17 protein-coding genes are annotated in these 14,667 nt (G+C 60.4%); 4 read left to right on the plus strand and 13 right to left on the minus strand.

Going from position 1 to position 14,667, the window contains the following annotated elements:
- Positions 1-168 precede the first annotated feature (168 nt).
- Complete coding sequence (locus MHH62_RS04565) at positions 169-657, plus strand: HIT family protein (protein ID WP_339232573.1); 489 nt, start codon at positions 169-171, stop codon at positions 655-657.
- Here MHH62_RS04565 and MHH62_RS04570 read toward each other — a convergent pair.
- Complete coding sequence (locus MHH62_RS04570; RefSeq protein WP_032903838.1) at positions 641-1,123, minus strand: GNAT family N-acetyltransferase; 483 nt, start codon at positions 1,121-1,123, stop codon at positions 641-643. The two genes, MHH62_RS04565 and MHH62_RS04570, sit on opposite strands and share 17 nt — an antisense overlap.
- A 176-nt stretch (positions 1,124-1,299) precedes the next feature.
- Between MHH62_RS04570 and MHH62_RS04575 the strand changes: the two genes are divergently transcribed.
- Positions 1,300-1,635, plus strand: coding sequence for a hypothetical protein (locus MHH62_RS04575; RefSeq protein ID WP_014718248.1), 336 nt, complete (start codon positions 1,300-1,302; stop codon positions 1,633-1,635).
- On the opposite strand, the gene MHH62_RS04580 is transcribed toward MHH62_RS04575, so the two are convergent.
- Complete coding sequence (locus MHH62_RS04580; RefSeq protein ID WP_019820293.1) at positions 1,625-3,238, minus strand: hybrid sensor histidine kinase/response regulator; 1,614 nt, start codon at positions 3,236-3,238, stop codon at positions 1,625-1,627. The two genes, MHH62_RS04575 and MHH62_RS04580, sit on opposite strands and share 11 nt — an antisense overlap.
- A gap of 181 nt (positions 3,239-3,419) precedes the next feature.
- Between MHH62_RS04580 and MHH62_RS04585 the strand changes: the two genes are divergently transcribed.
- Positions 3,420-4,022, plus strand: coding sequence for a response regulator transcription factor (locus MHH62_RS04585; protein ID WP_014718246.1), 603 nt, complete (start codon positions 3,420-3,422; stop codon positions 4,020-4,022).
- A 13-nt stretch (positions 4,023-4,035) separates the two neighbouring features.
- Here the strand turns inward: MHH62_RS04585 and MHH62_RS04590 are convergent, their stop codons facing one another.
- Both MHH62_RS04590 and MHH62_RS04595 read right to left on the minus strand, forming a co-directional pair.
- Positions 4,036-4,665: a ribonuclease T2 gene (locus MHH62_RS04590; RefSeq protein WP_020301571.1), complete on the minus strand. Its 630-nt coding sequence runs from the start codon at positions 4,663-4,665 to the stop codon at positions 4,036-4,038.
- A gap of 45 nt (positions 4,666-4,710) precedes the next feature.
- Positions 4,711-5,688, minus strand: coding sequence for a Gfo/Idh/MocA family oxidoreductase (locus MHH62_RS04595; RefSeq protein ID WP_014718244.1), 978 nt, complete (start codon positions 5,686-5,688; stop codon positions 4,711-4,713).
- Between the two features lie 126 nt (positions 5,689-5,814).
- On the opposite strand from MHH62_RS04595, the gene MHH62_RS04600 reads away from it, so the two are divergent.
- On the plus strand, positions 5,815-6,177 hold the full coding sequence (locus MHH62_RS04600; RefSeq protein WP_014718243.1) for an NUDIX domain-containing protein: 363 nt from the start codon (positions 5,815-5,817) through the stop codon (positions 6,175-6,177).
- A gap of 15 nt (positions 6,178-6,192) precedes the next feature.
- Here MHH62_RS04600 and MHH62_RS04605 read toward each other — a convergent pair whose 3' ends face one another.
- The 9 genes from MHH62_RS04605 to MHH62_RS04645 form a co-directional block, all read right to left on the minus strand.
- Entirely contained in the window at positions 6,193-6,441 is a 249-nt protein-coding gene (locus tag MHH62_RS04605) for a DUF1652 domain-containing protein (RefSeq protein WP_014718242.1), read from the minus strand.
- A 400-nt stretch (positions 6,442-6,841) separates the two neighbouring features.
- The gene (locus tag MHH62_RS04610) at positions 6,842-7,102 is read right to left on the minus strand and encodes a hypothetical protein (protein ID WP_019820299.1); all 261 of its coding nucleotides are present in this window, start codon (positions 7,100-7,102) and stop codon (positions 6,842-6,844) included.
- Between the two features lie 4 nt (positions 7,103-7,106).
- Entirely contained in the window at positions 7,107-7,553 is a 447-nt protein-coding gene (locus MHH62_RS04615) for a GNAT family N-acetyltransferase (protein WP_014718240.1), read from the minus strand.
- A 97-nt stretch (positions 7,554-7,650) separates the two neighbouring features.
- Entirely contained in the window at positions 7,651-7,980 is a 330-nt protein-coding gene (locus MHH62_RS04620) for a hypothetical protein (protein ID WP_003191756.1), read from the minus strand.
- Between the two features lie 110 nt (positions 7,981-8,090).
- Positions 8,091-9,164, minus strand: coding sequence for a class I SAM-dependent methyltransferase (locus MHH62_RS04625; protein ID WP_014718237.1), 1,074 nt, complete (start codon positions 9,162-9,164; stop codon positions 8,091-8,093).
- Positions 9,165-9,202: 38 nt separating this feature from the next.
- A complete protein-coding gene (locus MHH62_RS04630; protein WP_339232574.1) occupies positions 9,203-10,651 on the minus strand; it encodes an adenylosuccinate lyase family protein in 1,449 nt (482 codons plus the stop codon).
- The gene (gene purB / locus MHH62_RS04635; protein ID WP_339232575.1) at positions 10,651-12,084 is read right to left on the minus strand and encodes an adenylosuccinate lyase; all 1,434 of its coding nucleotides are present in this window, start codon (positions 12,082-12,084) and stop codon (positions 10,651-10,653) included. Before purB ends, MHH62_RS04630 begins: the two co-directional genes overlap by 1 nt.
- 29 nt (positions 12,085-12,113) lie before the next feature.
- Positions 12,114-13,100, minus strand: a complete 987-nt coding sequence (locus tag MHH62_RS04640) for an HOASN domain-containing protein (RefSeq protein ID WP_014718234.1) — start codon at positions 13,098-13,100, stop codon at positions 12,114-12,116.
- A 39-nt stretch (positions 13,101-13,139) separates the two neighbouring features.
- Complete coding sequence (locus MHH62_RS04645; RefSeq protein ID WP_339232577.1) at positions 13,140-14,135, minus strand: HOASN domain-containing protein; 996 nt, start codon at positions 14,133-14,135, stop codon at positions 13,140-13,142.
- Between the last annotated feature and the right edge of the window lie 532 nt (positions 14,136-14,667).

Here is a 14,667-nt window from a genome sequence, read left to right on the forward strand (position 1 = left end):
CTTTAACTGAACCACCGCTTTCGCAGGCAAGCCAGCTCCCACATTTGGACCGTGGAGCGTCGCGGGAGCAAGCGCCCTCGCCACAGGTACAGCGCGTGGCCACTTGGAGGGGATGACACCGCCTCACCCTTGGTATCCTGCCACTCCAACCCACAGGGACCCGTGCGCATGCAAATCAACCCAGCCTTTATCCTTCACCAGACCGAGCACTGGCAGCTCAACCACCACCTGACCTCAAAGCTGCCCGGTTACCTGATACTGGGCGCCAGGGCGCCGATTGACGCCCTCCCCGACATGCCTGAAGCCGCTCTGGCCGAACTGGGCGGCCTGCTCGCCAATATCCAGCGGGTGATGCAAACCCAGCTCCAGCCAAAATGGCTGTATATCAGCCGTTACGGCCATGTGCCGGGCTTACCGCTGCATTTTCATTGCATCCCCGTCTATGACTGGGTAGAGCAAGCGTTCTGGCGGGACGAACGCTATCGCTCGCTGAACGCTTTCGGGACGCCCCCCCTCGAACCCATGACCGATGGCGCTGAACTGACCCTGTTCGTATGGCGCGAGTTTGGCGAGAGCCTCACCCCGCCGCCGATTCAAGGGCCAGGGATAGAGCCTGTGATCGAGCAATTGCGCGCTGCATTCAAACGGGACTCATAACCCGCAACCGCTTCACCATCGGTACACACGCCAGCACCAACCCGGACGGCGAGCGGTACACCGCCTGCTCATCGCCCACATACCCGCACGCTCTATAAAAACTCACCGCGTTCAGTGTCGCATCCAGCACAACCTGTTCAATCGCCCGCTGCTGCGCCATACGCTCCAAGTGAGCAAGCATCACTTTGCCAAACCCTCGCCCGCTGAATAGGGGCAATACAAACAAGGCTCCGATTTCATGGCTGGCAAGATCCAGCATGCCAGTGACGACTGGTTTGCCATTGAACCATCCCATGTAGAACTGTTTTTCCATCAGCGCGCCGTAGCCATCACTGGCGCGACCTCGGGTCCAGAGCGCCATTTGTTCAGCGCTATAGGCGCCAATGCATTGGCCGCGAATGGCCTCGTGACGAATCTCAAACGCACGCTCGGCGTCGTCCGGCGTGGCACGTTTTATCTTCAGCATCGCAAGCTCCTTCCGTGACCTCAAACTGCCATTAGCCCATTTGTGCTAATCGACCCTACCTCACGGCAGCGCTATATTCCGCGGCACTTCCAACGTTCTCACCCACACCGCGCATTCCGTGCGCGCGGGTTCGTTGCGCGTTGGAAAAACCAAAACAACCCCAAGGAAGAAGCACCATGAAACTCTACTCCCCTGTCACTCGCTTTGCCCTGCTGGGCGCCTTGATCATCGGCGTCGCCGGTTGCAGCAATATCAAGCCCACCGAAGATCATCTCAAGAAGCTGTCGGAAACCAATCTGGGCGAGCCGGTAAAACGTATCTCCAATGTGCGCAGCGACTCCATGACCACCTACTACGTCGCTAACACAGCCTCCGGCGAGTACAACTGCTCCGTACCCAGTGGTGCCAGCGGCGGCGCGTTCGCGATTGCCAGCTTCGGCCTGATGAAGCCCGCGGCCTACTGCATGCCCAAGGGCGCCAAAGGCAATGGGTTGACGCCGTTCATGCAGTAATATTTTCCTGGCTGAGCGCTCGCAGAGTGCCGCGCAGTTCCGCAGGGCGTACCGGTTTGGACAAAATAGCGATCTGACGATCGTGCAACGCGGCCTGGATTTTCTCCACGTCGTGCCCGGTAAGGATCAGCGCTGGCACCGCCCAGCCGCGTTGCTGGCGTAACTGGTCGATGCATTCGATGCCGGTGGCGTGGTTGCCCAGGTCATAGTCGGCAACGATGATGTCGCAGTCACTGACCAAACCCTGCCCCGTGGACTCGGCCTGCACTTGGCACCCCCAGCGCTCCAGCAGGGCCTGGGTGGCGAGCAGCACGTTGTAGTCATCTTCCACCAGGCACACCTTAAGGCCGGTGAGCAGCCCGGCTTGGCGTGCATCGTCGCGCAAGGCCGGTTGACGCGGCGCGGTGGCCAAGGCTAGGCCATGCAGGCTTACTGAGGTGCCATGGCCGACCCGCGAACGCAGGCTCACCTGCAACCCCATCAATTGCCCCAGGCGCTTGACGATGGACAGCCCAAGGCCCACACCTTCGACGTCCTTGTCACGCAGTTGGCGCACGCGATAAAACTCTTCGAAGACCTTTGACAGATGCTCCCTGGCAATCCCCCGCCCCTGGTCGTGCACCTGCACCACCACGCCGTCATCACGCATGCGCACGCCAATCAGCACCGGTCGTTGCGCCCCGTACTTGAAGCAATTGGAGAGCAGGTTCTGCACCATGGTCGCCAGCATGGCCGGATCAACCAGCACCCAGTGGGCACAGGGGCGCAGGCGCAGCTCCACGCCCGCCCAGCGAGCAGCCTCGGCGTTCTGGCGCACGAGGTCGGCAAGGAAGTCGCCCAGGTGGATCACTTGGTATTTGGGCAACAGGCGCCCGTTGTCGAGGGTGTAGAGGTCGAGAATCGAGCGGAACAATTGCGAGACGTTAAGCAGCGAGCGGTCGATATTGTCCACCAAGCGCTGTTCGTCCTCGCCCAAACGGGCTTCGCGCAGGCAGGCGGTAAACAGGCCAATGGAGTGGATCGGCTGGCGCAGGTCATGGCTGGCCTGGGCGAGAAAACGGGATTTTTCCAGGTTGGCAGCGATCGCCTGCTCGGAGGCCTTGCGCGTGCGCTCCAACAGGATATGGGCATACACCGGGATCACCGTGCTGGTGATCATCAGCATCAGCACCATGAATGGTTGTGCCTGCCACAGCGGCGTGAGTTGGTACACGATCAACAGCGCCAGCAACGCCAGCCCCGTCGCAATTGCCAGGTAGCGCGAACCGTAGCGCATGCCGTTGCCCAGGTTCACCCAGACCATCACCGCATACAGCGGCAATGCCGCCTCACCGCCTACCACCAGGCCGAACGAAGTGCCCGTGTAGTCGTGGATCATGCCAAAGATCCGCCGCGCCGGATAATGCCCGGGCCAGCGTGCGATCACTTGGCGAAGCACGATGGACGCCAGCAGGAACAGCAAGATATACAGGATCACCGGCAGATAGGTGTCCAGCGACTGCCCAGGCAAAAAGCCCAGCACGCCGATGTAAACGATAGCGATGCTGGCCACCACGATGCGCAGGTTAGCCTGATCGAGTTCGGAGTTAGTCTCGGGGCTCATCGTCATATCCTTGACCTATCATCTGAAGGAGCGAGCTTGCTCGCGAAAAACGTCAACGATAACGCGTTTGACCTGGGAGTCCGCGGTGCCTGTGCGTGCTTCACGAGCAAGCTCGCTCCTACATCGGCGGTAAATAAATTAGCATGCCTGGACACAACCTTGCCCCAGGAAGGAGCTCGCCATGACCGGCCGAATCATCATCGCCGACGACCACCCCATGTTTCGCGAAGGCATGACGCGCACCGTGCAGCGCCTGCTGCCGGGCGCGGTGGTGCAGGAGGCCGGCGACCTGGCCACGGTGAATGCGTTGCTGTGCGAAGCGGGCGAGGTCGATACCTTGATCCTCGATTTGCGCTTTCCCGGCCTGACCTGCATCAGCCAACTGGCCGAACTGCGCCAGCAACTGAAGCGCACCACCTTGGTCCTGGTGTCGATGGTCGATGACCCCGCGCTGATCGAACAGGTCATGGCCTTGGGCGCCGACGGTTTTATCGGCAAGAACATCGCCCCGGACGAGATCGGCCAGGCCCTGCTGGCGATCCGCGAAGGCGAAGTGCTGGTCAAATTCGCCCCTTCAGGCCTGCTGCCCCTCGACACCCACACCCTCACCACCCGCCAGCAGGAAGTGCTGCGCCTGATTGCCCAGGGCAAGACCAACAAGGAAATTGCCAAGGCCCTGAATATCTCGCCGTTTACCGTACGTATCCATGTGTCGTCATTGTTGCGCAGCCTGAATGTCCCCTCGCGCGCTGCAGCTGCGGTGAAGTATTCCGGCGAGTTCTAGGCGATTGCACGGCTCAACGCTGCGCGGGAATACGAATACCGCCCCCACGGCATTGGCTTTTCACACTGCGCGGGCAACCGGCAAAGGCCAGGTCCTTGGTCAGGCACACCCGTACCTCCGACAACACCTTTCCCTTGCAGATCACCGCCATCCCGTGGTTACCCATACGCGGGTTGCTCGCGCGAAACAGCGCCTCGATCTCACTGGCCGGCAATGACGGCGGCGTATTAAACGGTTGCAACTGCTGCGGGATGGCGACCGCACCGAGCGCTACATCGGTCTTCTCCAGATATTCCAACGGTTCGAGCCCACTGCAGGTGCCATGCGTGGCCCACTCATGCTTGAGCAGCGCGCGGGTGGGAAACAGCGCAGCGCCCTTGTCCATTTCTGCCTCGCTCAAGCGCGTCTGCGGCGTACAGGACGCCGGCCACCCTCCCCGCGCGTATTGCGGCCACAAACCGTGCAGCACAAAGCCGTAGCCCTTACCCGAGCATTGCTCGTTGCCTGGGTGCGTCAGGCAAAACGTGGGTGACCACGATAACGACAGCACATAGAAATCAAACTCGCCCGACTGCCCTTGGCTGCGTGGCGCCGCCGTTGTCGCGGTGGCGATCAGCAGCCACACCACCATCCAGTATTTCATCCCGGTATTCCTTTAAAAGAGTGAAGCCTTACGCTATTGCCACGACTAGGGATGCTGGGAATAACGGTGTAACACCTTGTCCAGGATGATATCGGTCTTCAGCGCTTCGATGGCCAGCGACGGATGCTCGGCCTCGCCACGAATATGCGCGTTCATGTTCAGGACATGGTGCCATTGAATATGGGTGTGACACGGCACCTCTAACACCTCGGTGGTCTCGCCTTCAAGACGCAGCGGCTGGTCGTCGAACACCGAAAATTGAATACGGCCGCGACTGCCGATCAGTTCGACCCGGTCTTCGCGGCGGTCCGCCACAAAATTCCAGCAGCCCATGCCCAATGCACCGCTGGCAAATGTCCAGCAGGCCGTCACTGCGTCTTCTGCCGCGTAGCGTCCTGCCTGTCGTGCGGAAAAGCCTGAGACCTCGACGATGTCCCCGGCCAGGTACTGGAACAGGTCGAACCCATGGCTGGCCAGGTCGGCAAAGTAGCCGCCACCGGCAATGGCCGGGTCGGTGCGCCAATTGCTGGCGTCGGTGTCTGTAACGGCAGCGGGTTTGCACAAGGTCCAGGTCAGGTGACGCAACTCACCGATACGGCCTTCCTGCAGCCAGGTGCGCACTTGCTGAAAGCGTGGCAATGAACGCCGGTAGTAGGAGACAAACAGATGCAGCCCGGCGCGCTCGAATGTGCGCTGCATCAACGCGCTCTGTTCAGCATTCAGCGACATCGGCTTTTCGACGCAGCAATGCTTGCCCGCCGCCGCCACCCTCAAGGCGTATTCAAGATGGCTGTCGGGTGGCGTGGCGATGTAGACCGCATCCACCTCGGGGTCGTCGATCAAGGCCTGGGCATCGGTATAACAACGGGCAATACCATGGCGCGCCGCGTAATCGCGCACCGCCTCGGCACGCCGCCCCATCACGGCGACCAAGGCCGAACCTGGCGCTTTATAGAAAGCCGGTCCACTCTTCAATTCAGTGACACTGCCACAGCCGATCATGCCCCAGCGTATGGTCTTCATCTAATGTCCTCGGTCGTATTCGTCAATCGGGCAGTATCCACATACCGGCCCTGGCGCGCCATAACCACTTAGCATGACAATTGCATTACACTTTTATGACACTCATTCGGCGCGGGGGCACATTCGATGAAAATTAGGGCAACCGTCATTTGCGAACATGAGGGGCATATCCTCTTCGTGCGCAAGGCCAGATCAAAATGGGCATTGCCCGGCGGGAAAGTCGAAGCGCACGAGCGCCCTGTCGGCGCGGCGGAACGCGAGCTGGAAGAAGAAACCGGGTTAAACGTGGACGGCTTGCTGTACCTGCAAGAGCTCAAGGCCCGCGACACCGTCCACCATGTGTTTGAGGCCTCGGTGGTCAATATCGACGAGGCACGGCCGTGCAATGAGATTGTCGATTGCCAGTGGTATGCCTACAGCGCCCTGGACGAGCTGGACACCACAGACGCCACCCGCCACATCGTCAAATCCTTCCTGCGGCGCCTCTGACGCCCTGGACAGCCGCTAACCCACCGCCGCGAACCCGCGGCGCCCGGCCTTTATCTCGGCACGCAACTCACCAATCAGGTTGGCGATGGCACGGATGCTGTCCAGGCCCTCGGGCGATACGCGGGTCAGCAGCAAGTCGACACGACCGGACGCAGGCTCGAACACGCTGATGCGCAGTGAGCCGTCGCTGTTGAGGCAGCACTCACACGCAAGCGGCAGGAAGCCTGAAGCCATGATGCGGTTGAATTCGGTGATGGAAATCATGATCAGCCCCCCGTCCCTGGGTTCTACCCGATTGAGGCGATGCAAGCAGCATAGATAAGGTTTTGCCGGCCACCGGACATTTAATGCAACAGTGTTAACCAGCCCTCACTTTGTCGGGCGTAACCGGCCATGAACGACAGGCCGAGATTAAATCGCGGGCAAAAAAAATCCCAAGTAGCTGATGGAAACTTGGGATTTAAAAATGCATAAACCGTGGGAGGTGAACGCCCGGCTATAGTAGCGATTGTAAAAAGATGTAACAAGATTATTTTAATCCTTTCGTCGGATTGAAAGCGTCGTAAGTCATTCAATAACCACATGTTTTTTAAGGTGGAAGGCGGCAGTCATGCTACTTTTTGGTGCAAGTAACGGTTATAAACCCACGTATAAAAAAGGGTTATTAATCCGGTGCCGTACTTTTAAGTAATTGTTCACTTAATTGCTTGCACGTTTCTTGAAGGGCCTCACGACTCGAAGCGGTGGCGCCCACCACAGCCTCCAGGTGACGACACAGCGCCAAACGTTCAGCGGCTTCTTCACGTTGGCGGTCGACCTTGGCGTTGAGCTGAACAAAATAGAACCCCAGTAACACGGCGACAACCAGCACGCCCGCCGCGAAGTAGCGCAAGCTGTTGGACGATGAAGGCGCTGGGGCATTCATGGCCTTATGGCGCCCTGCTCTTTTCATAACGCACATCATCTCCATCGACCGGGCCCACGACAGACCAGCCCAGGCGCTGATAGAACCCATTGGCCCGGATCTCATCACGCCCATCAGTCACCAGGTACGCCGTGTCGTGGCGCTCAAACAGGGCCGCCTCGGCCACCGCCATCAGTTGACGGCCCAGGCCAAGCTTCTCGTGGGATGGCAGCACGAACATCGCGAACACTTCACCTTCATCCAGGTCGACCATGGAAAACCCCGCCGCCTGGCCGTCCACTTCCGCGATCCAGCCACAAGGTGCTGCGCGCAACGTGTCGCTCAATACCTGCGGGGTAATCCCCAGGCCAGCCATCTGTTCAAGGCTCAGGTGGTTTTGCACCACCGAGGTGCGAATCGCGCACAGCGTGTCGACGTCATCAGGTGTTGCCGTTCGAATCAGTACTTGCATACCGGCCTCCATGAAGAAGTGCGCAATTGTATGCAAATACTCACACGGGGTTTGTCGTGGATTTGTAAAGGCCCTACGGCTGGTGCGGGGCTACGAATTACTTGCGCGCCACCTTGTAGCGCAGGCAATCCTGATAAAAGCTCTGACGAATCGCCTCGGGCTTGAGCCTTGAGCGGCTGTCATAGGTCTGCTCGGTGATGCCCATGGCCATCATGCGCATCCACGATTTGCTGAACTTGAGGGTCTGGATCTTCTGCCGGGCCGCGTATAGCGAAACGCCGGATAACTTTAGCTCCTGGGCCCTGGCGGCCGTGCCTGCGCCCCAACTGCACATGTACTTGTCACCCTCGCGCAATTCCCTGGCCTGCGCGACAGTCGCGCCGCCGGCCAGGGAGCAGGCAATCAGCATCATTCCCACAGAGCGCATTTGCATCCTCACCTAACCACCTGAAAATAAAAGTGATTTTGGCGAGGATTTTGTTACAAAGGGGCCATTAAATTGCCTTACTGCGCAAAGCGACTCGCGGATGCTTCCTATCAAGGCTTGAGTTCGAACAGCGCCGGCATCGGTGGCCACTGCGAAGGCACTTTACGAAAGCGGCTGAACCCGGCTGCCTCAGCCATCTGGCGGGCACGCTTCTCGCCCATGAACGCCCCCAGCCCTGCCCCACCGTGGGACAGCGAACAGGTCATGCAATAGAGGGTGCTCTGCGGGTACATGACGCGCCCGAACAGGTTCATGTTCTCGTGCAGTTCCTCGGACAGGTTGAGCTCCACCATCAGGTAGGTACCGTCTTCGGCCGTGGCGGCGCGCAAATCCTTGAGCATCTGCTGGGGGTCGGTAGCATCGTGGATCACCACAAAGGTGGTCACGAAGTCGAATTGCTGGCCGCGCAACGCATCGGAGTCGTTCACCTCGAATTGCACCCGGTCACCCACGCCGGCCGCCTCGGCGTTGGCCCGCGCCAACTCGATGGAAGGCAGGTGGAAATCGCAGCCGACAATGCGCGCCTCAGGATAGGCCTTGGCCATGGTGATCGCCGCCAGGCCCGCACCGCAGCCAAAATCCAGGACACTGCCGCCGGTCTTGAGCTTCTCTTCGACGCCATCCAAGGATGGAATCCAGTGCTGGACCAAGTAATGCTTGTACCAGGGCATGGTCATGCGCTCCATGCCTTTCCAGGTTTCCAGCGGGAACGCCTCTTCAGCGCAGCCACCACCATGGCGGAAGGCTTCGATGACCTTGGGCGCCATGCTCACGAACGGCACGCTCAGCTGAATGATGCCGCCGGCGAAATACGGCGAGTCTTCATCGGCCAGCACCGGCACAAATTCAGCCGGCATCTGGTAGCGGCGGGTTTGCGCGTCGTAGGTCACATAATTGCCGGTGGCCATGCTGCCCAGCCATTCGCGCAAGTAACGCGCGTTGTAGCCAGTCTTGTGCGCCAACTCTTCCAGGGTCACCGCCTGGCCGTCGGCCAATGCCTTGAACAAGCCGAGTTGGTCGCCGATGTAGAGCATGGCACCGCGCAGCGTGTTGCCGTAATCCTCCATGATCCGCGCCGAGAACTGTTGGACCTTGGCTTTATCAACTTCCATAACGTTGGACATCTGTCGCTCCTTGATGAATTTGCAAGTCTGTTAAGGGATCAATGGCCGGCGAGTTTGGCCAGCACGTTGTCAACGATGCGCTCGGACATGCCCAGGTGGGTCCTGGGCTCGAACAGCCGTGCCAGGGCGCCGTCACTCATGACAGCAAGCACCCGCGCATCGGCCTCGATTGCCTCGCGGATCGACACGTGATTGCGCTGGCTGGCCTGGGATACTTCGAAGATGATCTGGTAGGCGCTGCTCTTGCCCAGCTTGCGCGCCATTTCGAACACCACCGCTTCGGTGCAGATGGCATCGCCATACGCCTGGGCGGTGCCTTCCATCTTCTGCACATTCACGGTGAGCCCGTCGATGGTCTCGGTCAGAATCGAGAGCGCCATCAATACATAGTGGGAAACGTCCGCGACCGCGCACCACTCCAGCCGCGTACCGCGGTAATCGCGCTCATGCTCAAGAATCATCGCGTCCAGCGCGAGCATGACCTGGGCCTTGGCCAGCCGTGCCAACACCACCACCTGCTCGCAGCCTTCGGGGTTGCGTTTGTGCGGCATGGTGCTGCTGCCGATCTGCTGGTCGCTCCAGCCCACTTCCACTTCAGCGATTTCCCAGCGATTGAGCGTACGGATTTCATCGGCTACGCGGGCCAACGAGGCGGTGACCATGGCCAGGGTGCTGACGAACTCCGCAACGCGGTCACGGGACACATGCCAGCCCGTCAGGGGCACTTGCAGCGACAACCGCTGGGCAAAACGCTCCAGCATCGGCATGGCGTCCGGGCCGAACGCCGCCATGGTGCCGACCCCGCCGAACAGTTGCACCACCAGTACACGCTGGCGGGCTTCGGCCAAGCGCTGCTGGTGGCGCAACAGCTCATCGATCCAGCCAGCGACCTTCAGCCCGAAGGTGGTCGGCAAGGCGGGAATCGAGTGGGTCCTGGCGACCATCAGCGAGTCACGGTGCGCATCGGCCAGGGTCGACAACTTACCCAGCAAAGTCTCCAGGGCCTGGTCCATCGCATCAAGCACATCGCGCATCTCCAGGGACTGGGCGGTGTCCTGTATGTCTTGGGTGGTAGCGCCGTAATGCACGTATTCACGGGCACTGGGGCTGCAATTTTTTTGCAGGGCGCTCAGCAATGGCATCAGCGAATGCCCAGTGGCAACCACACCCTCGGCCAGTTGGCGCACATTGATGCCCGATAGCAACGCGGCCTTTTCGATCTCCAGGGCCGCCTCGCGCGGGATGATGTTGACATCGGCCTGCGCCATGGCCAGCGCGGCTTCCACGTCCAGCCAGCGTTGCAGGCGACAATGACTGCAAAAAATCTTGCGGCTCTGCGGGCCGGCATAACCCGAACCGTGGGTTTTCGAATCGAGGATGTGGCTGTGTTCGTGGCGGCATTGCTCGCCGTCATGATCAAAACCTGGGTGGTCCGAACGTGCGGTGCAAGACGCACGAGCTGTCGTTTCCAAAGTTTGCGCATCCATCACATACCCTCCGTAGCGTACAGGGACTGATTGGTATTGCCTTGGGTTGCCATCAGTGCTTCAGCGCCATCGCCTGAAGCGCGAGGTCGTGCTTTAGTTGCCACCAGATCGACCATTTCGGCCGCCAGCCCTGTGTAGGCCGTCGGGTCAAGCAAGTCATCGAGCATTTGTGGGCTGAAACAACCGCGCAGCCGAGGGTCGCCAAGCAGCGCGTCGCGAAAGCAAACGCCCGCGTCTTGGGCCTGCAGGGCGATGTCGTGCACCAGGTGATGGGCCGTCTGCTTGCCACACCGAGGCGCCAGCGCAAGCATCACGCGCTCCGACAGGATCAGCCCGCCCAACAAGTCCAGGTTGCTGCGCATGCGCGCTTCACGCACCTCCAACCCCGCCAGCAGCAAGCCTTCCATACGAGCGAGCAACGCACCGGCGTAAATGAACAGCTCGGGTAAGGCCGCCCATTCGATGCGCCAGGTGGTGCCGTCACGCTCGTGCATCTGGAAAGCCGCATCGGTCAGCGCAACCATCTGCGCACGTACCAGCCGTGACAGCGCGCTGATCAAGTCCACCGTCGACGGGTTTTGCTTGTGGGGCATGGTGCTACTCCCCACTTGCCCGGCTCGCCGCCCCTCGCGCACTTCGTCGATCTCGGTGCGCTGCAGGTGGTAGATCTCATTGGCGACACGCCCCAACGTCGCCGACGCCTGCACCAGCAACCACGCTGCTTCCAGGATGCGGTCGCGGGCGCTGTGCCAACTGCTCAACGGCGCCGCCAGGCCGAGGCTTTCCAGGGTGCGGCGCTGCACGTCCAAACCCTGCGGGCCAAGCCCGGCCAGGGTGCCCACGGCGCCGGTCAGGTTGCCGACCATCACCCGGGCGTAGGCTTCGTCAAAGCGTTCAAGGTGTCGATCAATCTCATCGACCCACACCGCCACCTTATAGCCGAACGTGGTGGGCAATGCGTGTTGGCCATGGGTTCTGGCGACCATCGCCGTGTGCTTATGGCGCAGGGCGAGCGTGAGCAGATGCCCGCGGATCCCGCGCAAACGCTGCACTACCAGGCCCCAGGCATCGCGGATTTGCAGGATGAGGCCGGTGTCGAGGATGTCCTGGGTGGTCACGCCGTAATGCACGTATTCGCCCAGCCCATCGGCGCATAACCCCTGCAAGGCGCGCAGGGTCGGCACCAGGATGTGCCCGGTTTCCAGGCCCTCGCGCCCCAACGCATCGAGGTCCAGCAGTTCCACGCTGGCTACCCGGGCAATCTCCCGGGCGGCCTCGTGGGGGATGAGGCCCATCTGCGCCTGGGTCGCCGCCAGCGCTGTTTCAACATCGAGCCACTTCTGCACCTGATTGGCATCAGAGAAGATTGCAGCAAATTCCGGGGACGAGTAAGCGCCCCCGTGGATACGGGATTCAGTGATATGACTTGGCATGTCGGGTTACTCGGGTTGTCCAGGGAGGGCTACTTCACGCGTTGTACTTCTTCCCAGACTGCATCGTAATAAGCCCGCTCCAGCCGGAAGTGCTCGGCCAGAGACGTCAGGAACGCATTCTGGAACCCCAGGTCCGGAATACGCCGTGAGATCAGTGCCCATTCACGCTTGGCCCGCGGCGGCACCAGGCTGATGTGCACTTCGTAGTACTCCGCGTCATCCTGGCTCAAGCCCGCGTTGCGCAGGGCGTTGTACAGCTTGCCGTGGTTACCGGGCACCACCAGTTCGGTGATGTAGAACACCGCCAGGCCCCAGCCGACATCGGGGTTGCGGAAACAGCGTGCGCGGTTGTTGAGGTAGGCGATTTCCTCGGGCATCGTCGAGAGGGCCTCGAAATCGGCATTCAGGCCCACGGCGGCGAGCAGCTTGGCCAACAGCTTCGGGTGGGAACGCTGCTCATCCTCTTCGCCCAACTCGCCGTAGAGATAACGCGCCAGGGCAGCCGCCTCGTCCACGTCAGTCAGGTTGACCAGCAGGTCGGCGGCGTCCCGGTAAAGGCGATAAGTACGGAACCATTGGTGGCGCAAAAACACCTGCAGTTGCTCGTGAGAGGCTTTGCCTTCAAACACATACTGCGACATCGGATGGTTTTCCCGCGACTGCGCGGCAATCTGCTCTTCCAGGCGCTGCTGGAAGCCGGCCTCGGACAAGGGCGATGCCAAGTCGGCTGACGGCATGAAACGCTCTTGCACGCTATAGACGGCATTGGCCAGCCAGCGCCGGGTCGAGGCGGTGGCCACGTCGTCGCTCAACGAGAGGATGTACAGCAATTGCTGGCACTGCGCTGCATTCGCGGCGTCGCCACGTTGGCCGGTCTCGCACAGGGCGCGCAGCATATTGGCGGCAATTTCGATGCGATTGAACGTCGCGTCCGGTTTCAAGGCTTCCGCCAGCAGACGGGCTTCGGCCGTGTGAATATTCTGCAATTGCGACAGGGAAAAATTACGTGGGCTCATCATGTGCTCCATTATTTTTGTTTTTGGATCGCAGGTCGTTCAGGCAGACAGGCGTTGGGCCTGCATCTGCTGCCACAGGCTGTCGAAGTAGGCCTTGTTGATCTCGAAGTGGCGCTTGAGTGCGCGCATGAACGTGCGTTGAAAGCCTTCCTCGCTGGCGAACTTGGCAATCAGTGCCCACATTTCTTCGGTGTCGATCTCATCCTGGGTGCCATGCAAGCGGTGGAATTCGCTGGGCTGCGCCGGTACATCCAGGCGCTGCAACAACTCGTAGATGCGCCGATGGTTGACGCAGCTGACAGACTCCACCGCATAGAGCAGCGCAAGGCCCCAGGCGACATCGGTGTGGCGCACACAGCGAATGCGATTATTCAGGTAGGCCTTTTCCAGCGGATGCAGCGCGGGGAAATCGATGTCCAGCGGAATATCGAAATACTCCATCAGATGGGCGAGCATCGCAGGGTGCGAACGCTCCGGTGTCTCAGCGCCTGCTTCGCCGTACAAGTTGCGGTAAAACACCGAGGCGTCTTCGATGGCTTCGAAACGGAAGGCCAACTCGGCCAGCAGGCTGTAGAAGTTGTAGGAACGGGTCCAGTGATGCTCCAGGAAAAAGCGCACATCCTGCACCGGCGGCGTACCTTGGAACAGGTGCACCGACATCGGGTGGTTGACCCGGCTGCGTGCGGCGATTTCAGCGTCGACCTGTTGACGGAACTCGTCCGCCGGCAACGCTTTAAAGCCCGGCACGTCGGCGGCGAACTCATCTTCGACGCGGTAGACCTCGCTGGCCATCCAGCGCCGGGTCGGCTCGGTGCGCGGGTCACCGGGGAGGTGCAGTTGCAGCAGGGCTGACTGATAGTGCGCATAAGCTTGGGCGTCTCCCGCCAGGCCTTGCCGGGTCAGTGCGAGCAGCGCTTCCAGCGCGCGGGTGACTTGGGCGTAGTTGGCGCTGGGTTCCAAGGCATTCACCATCAGCCGCGAGGCGTTGGTGAAGAGATCGGAATCCGAGCGTTGTTGCAGGGCAGCAGTATCCATTGATAACCCCTGAATCTTGTTTTTGTGGTTGGGCGTACTCGGAAAAAAGCCTAAAGGTTCCCGTAGTGGCAAGGTCAACACCTGTAGGAAAATTCTTTCAAAGGCTTGGAGATGGGGGGTTGGCGCCACCAAACAATAGGTATTACACAACTCCGTAGCAGCCAGCGGTAACCACGATGCGAAGCGAGTCGCTCTTGATCTTGCTCTTGATCTGAAGCGCCCCCCCCCCCAAATCACTGGCGGATTACGGGCACACCGAGCCCAAGCGAGGTGCCGAGTGGTGGGGCAAGCGCCCTTTGGTTACTTTGGGCTGGGCCGGCATTCCGGCTCTTTTCCAAAGTGACCCGCTGTCAGAGCGGAACCCTAAGTGGTCGTGACCGCAGGAATGGATATGTACACGGTATAACAGCGTCGGCTGTCAGGGCGTCATCGCAGGCAAGCCAGCTCCCACAGTTGGACTGCGGGGTGTCAGGTAGATAGGCGTCGACTGGCAGGCCGTCATCGCAGGCAAGCCAGCTCCCACAGTTGGACC

Origin of the sequence: Pseudomonas sp. FSL L8-0168 (genome assembly GCF_037976155.1) — a bacterium.
Classification (GTDB): Bacteria; Pseudomonadota; Gammaproteobacteria; order Pseudomonadales; family Pseudomonadaceae; genus Aquipseudomonas; species Aquipseudomonas paracarnis.

Coding starts and splice junctions, on each gene's coding strand:
- MHH62_RS04570 (WP_032903838.1), bottom strand. CDS start 1,123: ATGCTGAAGATAAAACGTGCCACGCCGGACGACGCCGAGCGTGCGTTT.
- MHH62_RS04615 (WP_014718240.1), bottom strand. CDS start 7,553: ATGCAAGTACTGATTCGAACGGCAACACCTGATGACGTCGACACGCTG.
- MHH62_RS04620 (WP_003191756.1), bottom strand. CDS start 7,980: ATGCGCTCTGTGGGAATGATGCTGATTGCCTGCTCCCTGGCCGGCGGC.
- MHH62_RS04645 (WP_339232577.1), bottom strand. CDS start 14,135: ATGGATACTGCTGCCCTGCAACAACGCTCGGATTCCGATCTCTTCACC.
- MHH62_RS04565 (WP_339232573.1), top strand. CDS start 169: ATGCAAATCAACCCAGCCTTTATCCTTCACCAGACCGAGCACTGGCAG.
- MHH62_RS04580 (WP_019820293.1), bottom strand. CDS start 3,238: ATGAGCCCCGAGACTAACTCCGAACTCGATCAGGCTAACCTGCGCATC.
- MHH62_RS04595 (WP_014718244.1), bottom strand. CDS start 5,688: ATGAAGACCATACGCTGGGGCATGATCGGCTGTGGCAGTGTCACTGAA.
- MHH62_RS04585 (WP_014718246.1), top strand. CDS start 3,420: ATGACCGGCCGAATCATCATCGCCGACGACCACCCCATGTTTCGCGAA.
- MHH62_RS04625 (WP_014718237.1), bottom strand. CDS start 9,164: ATGTCCAACGTTATGGAAGTTGATAAAGCCAAGGTCCAACAGTTCTCG.
- MHH62_RS04600 (WP_014718243.1), top strand. CDS start 5,815: ATGAAAATTAGGGCAACCGTCATTTGCGAACATGAGGGGCATATCCTC.
- MHH62_RS04590 (WP_020301571.1), bottom strand. CDS start 4,665: ATGAAATACTGGATGGTGGTGTGGCTGCTGATCGCCACCGCGACAACG.
- purB (WP_339232575.1), bottom strand. CDS start 12,084: ATGCCAAGTCATATCACTGAATCCCGTATCCACGGGGGCGCTTACTCG.
- MHH62_RS04575 (WP_014718248.1), top strand. CDS start 1,300: ATGAAACTCTACTCCCCTGTCACTCGCTTTGCCCTGCTGGGCGCCTTG.
- MHH62_RS04640 (WP_014718234.1), bottom strand. CDS start 13,100: ATGAGCCCACGTAATTTTTCCCTGTCGCAATTGCAGAATATTCACACG.
- MHH62_RS04610 (WP_019820299.1), bottom strand. CDS start 7,102: ATGAATGCCCCAGCGCCTTCATCGTCCAACAGCTTGCGCTACTTCGCG.
- MHH62_RS04605 (WP_014718242.1), bottom strand. CDS start 6,441: ATGATTTCCATCACCGAATTCAACCGCATCATGGCTTCAGGCTTCCTG.
- MHH62_RS04630 (WP_339232574.1), bottom strand. CDS start 10,651: ATGGATGCGCAAACTTTGGAAACGACAGCTCGTGCGTCTTGCACCGCA.